Below are 5,363 nucleotides of genomic sequence, written 5' to 3'. Positions count from 1 at the left end.
CAAGCCCCTCAACCGACTAGCCAGCCGAGCTCTGGTGAAGGTATTGCTGTTAAAGCGCCATTATCCGGGAATATCTGGAAAATCATGGTTTCAGCAGGACAAACGGTTAAGGAAGGTGATGTTTTACTCATCCTTGAAGCGATGAAAATGGAAACGCAGATCGTAGCTGAGCATCCAGGTACGGTGACTTCTATCAATGTTAAACCCGGTGATACCGTCAAAGTTGGCGACTCACTGGTTTCAATCGCTTAAGGGCTAGTCAAATGGATAAGTTATTGCATCTATGGGAAGCCACGGGTTTCCAACAAATGCAGCTCGGTCAGGCTGTGATGATCCTGATCGGTATGTTGTTGTTATATCTGGCAATCAAGAAAAACTTTGAACCTCTGTTACTTGTACCCATCGGATTTGGTGGTGTACTGGCAAATATCCCCGGAGCGGGCCTAGCTGATCCTGGTGGTATTCTGTATCTGTTTTATACCATTGGCATTGAGAGCGGCGCATTCCCACTGATTATTTTTATGGGGGTTGGCGCAATGACCGATTTTGGTCCTTTACTCGCCAATCCAAAAACACTGTTTTTAGGTGCAGCTGCTCAGTTCGGTATTTTTGCAACCTTAATGGGCGCCGTCATACTCTCGACGTTTGGCATCTTTGACTTCAGTCTGGCTGATGCTGCAGCAATTGGTATTATCGGTGGTGCTGATGGTCCGACGTCAATATATGTTGCCAGTAAACTGGCTCCAGATTTATTAGGTGCCATCGCCGTTGCATCCTATTCATACATGGCTCTGGTGCCATTAATTCAGCCCCCGATTATGCGGGCGCTGACCAGCGAGAAAGATCGTAAAATTCGCATGCATCAGCAACGGCATGTGTCACAACGTGAAAAAATTGTCTTTCCGTTAGTTTTGTTGATTCTGGTCGCATTGTTTCTACCGGATGCTGCACCACTGTTAGGGATGTTCTGTTTTGGTAATCTGATGAAAGAATGTGCGGTTGTTGATCGTTTAAGTAACACAACCCAGAATTCACTTATCAATACTGTCACTATTTTCCTTGGCCTGGCTGTCGGCTCAAAATTAAGTGCTGAAAGCTTTTTGAATCACATGACTTTGGGCATTCTGTTACTGGGTATGGTGGCCTTCTCAATCGGCACTGCATCAGGTGTCATTATGGCGAAAATACTCAACAAACTCACCAAAGAACCTATTAATCCTTTGATTGGCTCTGCAGGTGTTTCAGCTGTGCCGATGGCTGCAAGGGTTTCCAATAAGCTGGGACTGGAAGCGGATAAACATAACTTCCTGTTAATGCATGCTATGGGGCCAAATGTAGCAGGTGTTATCGGTTCTGCAGTGGCAGCAGGTATTCTGATTAATTACGTCGCCAGCTGATTAGGCTCTGCTCCCTGAAACCTGATGTTTCAGGGAGCAATTTGCTGACCTTTAACAACTCTGACGCCCGCAACCTGCTGACCAAAACCTCTTACTTCACAGGCATAACCGGCAAAAGAAGCTTGTGATTCAACCAGACCTAACCATTTATCACCTTTGGTATAATCACCACTCATCCGGCTAAAGCTGAGTCCGGCTTCTTTCAGGTTTGAGACGATATCGTTATAGGACATGCCGGGTTTGATTTGCTGGCAAGCGCTTTTTATCCTGTCAGTTTCCCAGACATAATAGAGCGGGTATAACATCACCACTACAATTGAGATCTGTAGCAACTTTACCAGGGTCTGTTGATATTTCATGGCCATGTTTCCTTTCATTGAGCCATTTTAAGTTCGTTGATTTTAGAGCTATTCACGTTACTAAAACGTGACCCATCGAATGTTTTTCACTAAATAAAAGGTTCTCCTGATGACCGACGAAATCACCACCGTACATATCACCAAAAGTCCGGTTGAACTGTTCAAAATCCTTAAATTTGAAGGTATCGCCAATAGTGGTGCCGAAGCGAAAAATATTATCGCTGAGGGTCACGTTAAAGTGAACGGTGAAGTTGAAACACGTAAACGCAGACAGATGGTTGCAGGCGATATTTTTCAAATCGGTGAAGATAGCTGGCAATTAATCGATTGACATAATTAAACTTTCATATATGATTTAGCGAATATGCTATTTACCAAATATTAAACTGTTATGGATTTACTGAACTTTCATAAATGCCTGGCCGATGAAACCCGTCTGCGTGTTGTATTACTGATCGCGGATCAGGATGAACTGTGTGTATGTGAACTGATTTCAGCGCTGCAGATTAGTCAACCTAAAATCTCCCGGCATCTGGCTCTATTGAGACAGCATGGAGTGTTACAGGACAGGCGTCAGGGACAATGGGTCTATTATCGACTTAATCCGAATCTTCCTGCCTGGGCGATAGAGTCCATCAACGCCGCTCACCATAGTAAACCAAATTTTCTCGTTGCCGACTTAGCCAAGTTGCAACGTCTGGATAATTGCTGCTAAAAATTTTCATTAAATATATATGGATATTCATATATCATGACCCATGCACCGCTCAAACTTTTATTTATCTGCACGCATAATGCCTGTCGCAGTATCCTGGCAGAAGCCATTTGCCGTCAGCAAGCCGGCGACACATTTATCGTGACCAGTGCCGGCAGCCACCCTGCCGGTAAGATTTTTCCTGAGACACTGACTAAATTAACCGAATACGGGTACAACACCGACGGTTTGTATAGTAAATCCTGGGATGATTTAAGTGAGTATCAGCCTGATATAGTTATCACCGTCTGCGATCAGGCGGCGGGTGAAAGTTGTCCAGTCTGGTTTGGTAAAGCGGTTAAAGGACACTGGGGACTCACTGATGCATCAAAGATAGTGGATCCTGCTCAGCGTCAGCAAAGCTTTGAAGGATTGATCAAGCTGCTGGAAACCCGTATTGACGCACTCCTGCAATTACATCCGGCTGAACTATCGGCAGCCAACCTCAGTATCGAACTCAAACGTATAGGAGCCATGCACTAATGGGCATATTTGAACGTTATTTATCTGTTTGGGTGGGACTGAGCATTCTGGCTGGCATGTTTTTCGGCAACCTGTTTCCTGACATATTCAATTTGATTGCCAGTCTGGAATTTGCGCATGTGAATCTGCTAATTGCTGTATTTATCTGGTTAATGATTTACCCGATGATGGTGCAGGTGGATTTTACGGCGATAAAAGATATCGGCAAGCGCCCCCAGGGAATATGGCTTACTTTGATTATCAACTGGTTCATCAAACCGTTCACCATGGCCGCATTAGGCTGGCTGTTTTTTAAAGTGTTTTTTGCCGGCTGGGTCGATCCGCAATCGGCCGATGAATATATCGCTGGCATGATTTTACTCGGCGTTGCGCCGTGTACTGCAATGGTATTTATCTGGAGTCAACTGGTCAAAGGGGATGCCAATTACACCCTGGTTCAGGTCTCGCTCAATGACATCATCATGATTTTCGCTTTTGCACCAATTGCCGCATTTTTACTCGGCATAACCGATTTAACCGTACCGTGGGAAACCTTGCTGATTTCGGTGGTTTTATATGTGTTATTACCCCTGATAGCAGGCTTTTTCACACGCCAACATATCCTGAAAAAGCATGGTTTACCAGCCCTCACCAGTTTTTTAAGCCATATCAAACCCTGGTCAATTATGGGGTTATTGGCCACAGTGGTTTTGCTATTCGGTTTTCAGGCTAAAACCATTATGCAACAACCTTTTGTTATTGTGCTGATTGCTATTCCCCTGCTGCTTCAAACTTATGGGATTTTTGCTCTGGGCTATCTCGCCGCCATCAAAATGCGTCTGCAACACGATGTTGCTGCTCCTGCCTGTTTAATCGGTACCTCAAACTTTTTCGAAATGGCCGTCGCTGTTGCCATTTCATTATTCGGACTGCATTCAGGTGCCGCGCTGGCAACCGTAGTGGGTGTTCTGGTTGAAGTACCTGTGATGCTGACATTAGTTTATTTTGCCAATCGTACAAGGCATTGGTTCCCAACAAATTGATTAAGGATTCAACATGACAATCAAAGTAGGTATTAACGGTTTTGGCCGCATTGGACGTTTGTGTTTACGGGCGGCCTGGGACTGGCCAGACATTGAGTTTATACAGTTAAATGATCCGGCTGGTGATGCCGAAACCCACGCGCATTTATTAAATTTTGATTCGGTACATGGTCGATGGCAGCATCAGGCCATCGCCAGTGGCAATACGATTACTATTAGTGATAAAACTCTGAAAGTGACAGCCAATAAAGCTATTAATGACACAGACTGGTCTGGTTGTGATGTGGTGATAGAAGCTTCCGGCAAAATGCGTGATAGCGCTTTATTACACACCTATCTAGATCAGGGTGTTAAACGAGTGGTGGTGACAGCGCCGGTAAAACAACCCGGCATTTTGAATATTGTAATGGGGGTAAATGATGACTTATATGATGCGGGTAAACATCCTATTGTCACCGCTGCTTCCTGCACCACCAACTGCCTGGCTCCCGTGGTTAAAGTGATTCATGAAGCGCTGGGCATCAAACACGGCATGATTACCACGATTCATGATTTGACCAACACTCAATCAATTCTGGATACACCGCATAAGGACCTTCGCCGTGCCCGTATGTCAGGCACTAATCTGATACCGACAACGACTGGCAGTGCCACCGCTATCACCGAAATTTTTCCAGAGCTGAGAGGCCGCTTGAATGGACATGCGGTACGCGTACCTTTAGCGAATGCTTCATTAACCGATTGTGTGTTTGAAGTTGATCGAGCTACCAGCGTTGAGGAAGTTAACAGGTTGTTGAAAGCCGCAGCAGAAAATGAACTAAATGGTATTTTAGGCTATGAAGAAAAACCCCTGGTCTCCAGTGATTATCGGGGGGATCCGCGTTCCAGCATTATTGATGCGCTGTCGACCATGGTGACCAATGAAACCCAAGTGAAAATCTATGCCTGGTACGACAATGAATGGGGTTACAGCATGAGAACCATGGAACTGGTTCGTAAAGTTGGTCTAAGCTGAGTTACCTCGCATGCCGAAACGTCAGGTTATAACGATAAGGCCCGGTCAATGCATGTTGCCCGGGTTTTAACGCTAAAACGCCATGATAATAACGCCTCGCAGCCCTGCCCCAGACAATCACATCACCATGTTCCAATGGTATTCGCTGCTTTGGATCATTTCTGTTGCCCCCACCAAACTGAAACACGATTGGCAGTCCCAAAGAGACAGAAACGATTGGCTGTGAAAAGTCCTGCTCATCCTTGTCCTGATGTAATCCCATTTTGGCACCGATTTCATAGCGATTCATCAGACACACATCAGGAATAAAATCATTAAACCCAGCTAACAGAG

9 protein-coding genes are annotated in these 5,363 nt (G+C 45.2%); 7 read left to right on the top strand and 2 right to left on the bottom strand.

All coding sequences use genetic code 11. The features are described from left to right. Both B3O33_RS00130 and B3O33_RS00125 read left to right on the top strand, forming a co-directional pair. A partial coding sequence (locus B3O33_RS00130; protein ID WP_292362687.1) for a biotin/lipoyl-containing protein occupies positions 1 to 252 on the top strand: 252 nt, incomplete at its 5' end. Positions 253 to 263: 11 nt separating this feature from the next. Continuing rightward, a complete protein-coding gene (locus tag B3O33_RS00125; RefSeq protein WP_292359899.1) occupies positions 264 to 1,397 on the top strand; it encodes a sodium ion-translocating decarboxylase subunit beta in 1,134 nt (377 codons plus the stop codon). A gap of 29 nt (positions 1,398 to 1,426) precedes the next feature. On the opposite strand, the gene B3O33_RS00120 is transcribed toward B3O33_RS00125, so the two are convergent. Next, on the bottom strand, positions 1,427 to 1,756 hold the full coding sequence (locus B3O33_RS00120) for a hypothetical protein (RefSeq protein WP_292359900.1): 330 nt from the start codon (positions 1,754 to 1,756) through the stop codon (positions 1,427 to 1,429). Between the two features lie 109 nt (positions 1,757 to 1,865). Between B3O33_RS00120 and B3O33_RS00115 the strand changes: the two genes are divergently transcribed. From B3O33_RS00115 to B3O33_RS00095, 5 genes are read left to right on the top strand one after another with little or no spacing between them, the layout of a single operon-like run. Beyond that, positions 1,866 to 2,087 (top strand): RNA-binding S4 domain-containing protein, encoded by a 222-nt coding sequence (locus B3O33_RS00115; RefSeq protein WP_349676068.1) that lies wholly within the window; start codon positions 1,866 to 1,868, stop codon positions 2,085 to 2,087. A 60-nt stretch (positions 2,088 to 2,147) separates the two neighbouring features. Further along, entirely contained in the window at positions 2,148 to 2,471 is a 324-nt protein-coding gene (locus B3O33_RS00110) for a metalloregulator ArsR/SmtB family transcription factor (RefSeq protein WP_292359902.1), read from the top strand. A gap of 36 nt (positions 2,472 to 2,507) precedes the next feature. After that, positions 2,508 to 2,993 (top strand): arsenate reductase ArsC, encoded by a 486-nt coding sequence (locus B3O33_RS00105; RefSeq protein ID WP_292359904.1) that lies wholly within the window; start codon positions 2,508 to 2,510, stop codon positions 2,991 to 2,993. Next, the gene (gene arsB / locus B3O33_RS00100; protein ID WP_292359906.1) at positions 2,993 to 4,015 is read left to right on the top strand and encodes an ACR3 family arsenite efflux transporter; all 1,023 of its coding nucleotides are present in this window, start codon (positions 2,993 to 2,995) and stop codon (positions 4,013 to 4,015) included. Before B3O33_RS00105 ends, arsB begins: the two co-directional genes overlap by 1 nt. A gap of 13 nt (positions 4,016 to 4,028) precedes the next feature. Beyond that, positions 4,029 to 5,030 (top strand): ArsJ-associated glyceraldehyde-3-phosphate dehydrogenase, encoded by a 1,002-nt coding sequence (locus B3O33_RS00095; protein WP_292359908.1) that lies wholly within the window; start codon positions 4,029 to 4,031, stop codon positions 5,028 to 5,030. A 1-nt stretch (position 5,031) separates the two neighbouring features. On the opposite strand, the gene B3O33_RS00090 is transcribed toward B3O33_RS00095, so the two are convergent. Then, the coding region (locus B3O33_RS00090) for an alpha-ketoglutarate-dependent dioxygenase AlkB (RefSeq protein WP_292362686.1) at positions 5,032 to 5,363 on the bottom strand (332 nt) is incomplete at its 5' end.

It is taken from the genome of Methylophaga sp. UBA1464, assembly GCF_002325665.1.
In the GTDB taxonomy this organism is placed as follows: Bacteria; Pseudomonadota; Gammaproteobacteria; order Nitrosococcales; family Methylophagaceae; genus Methylophaga.
Note: the sequence above shows the minus strand (reverse complement) of the source record. Positions and strands in the feature narration are given on the sequence as shown.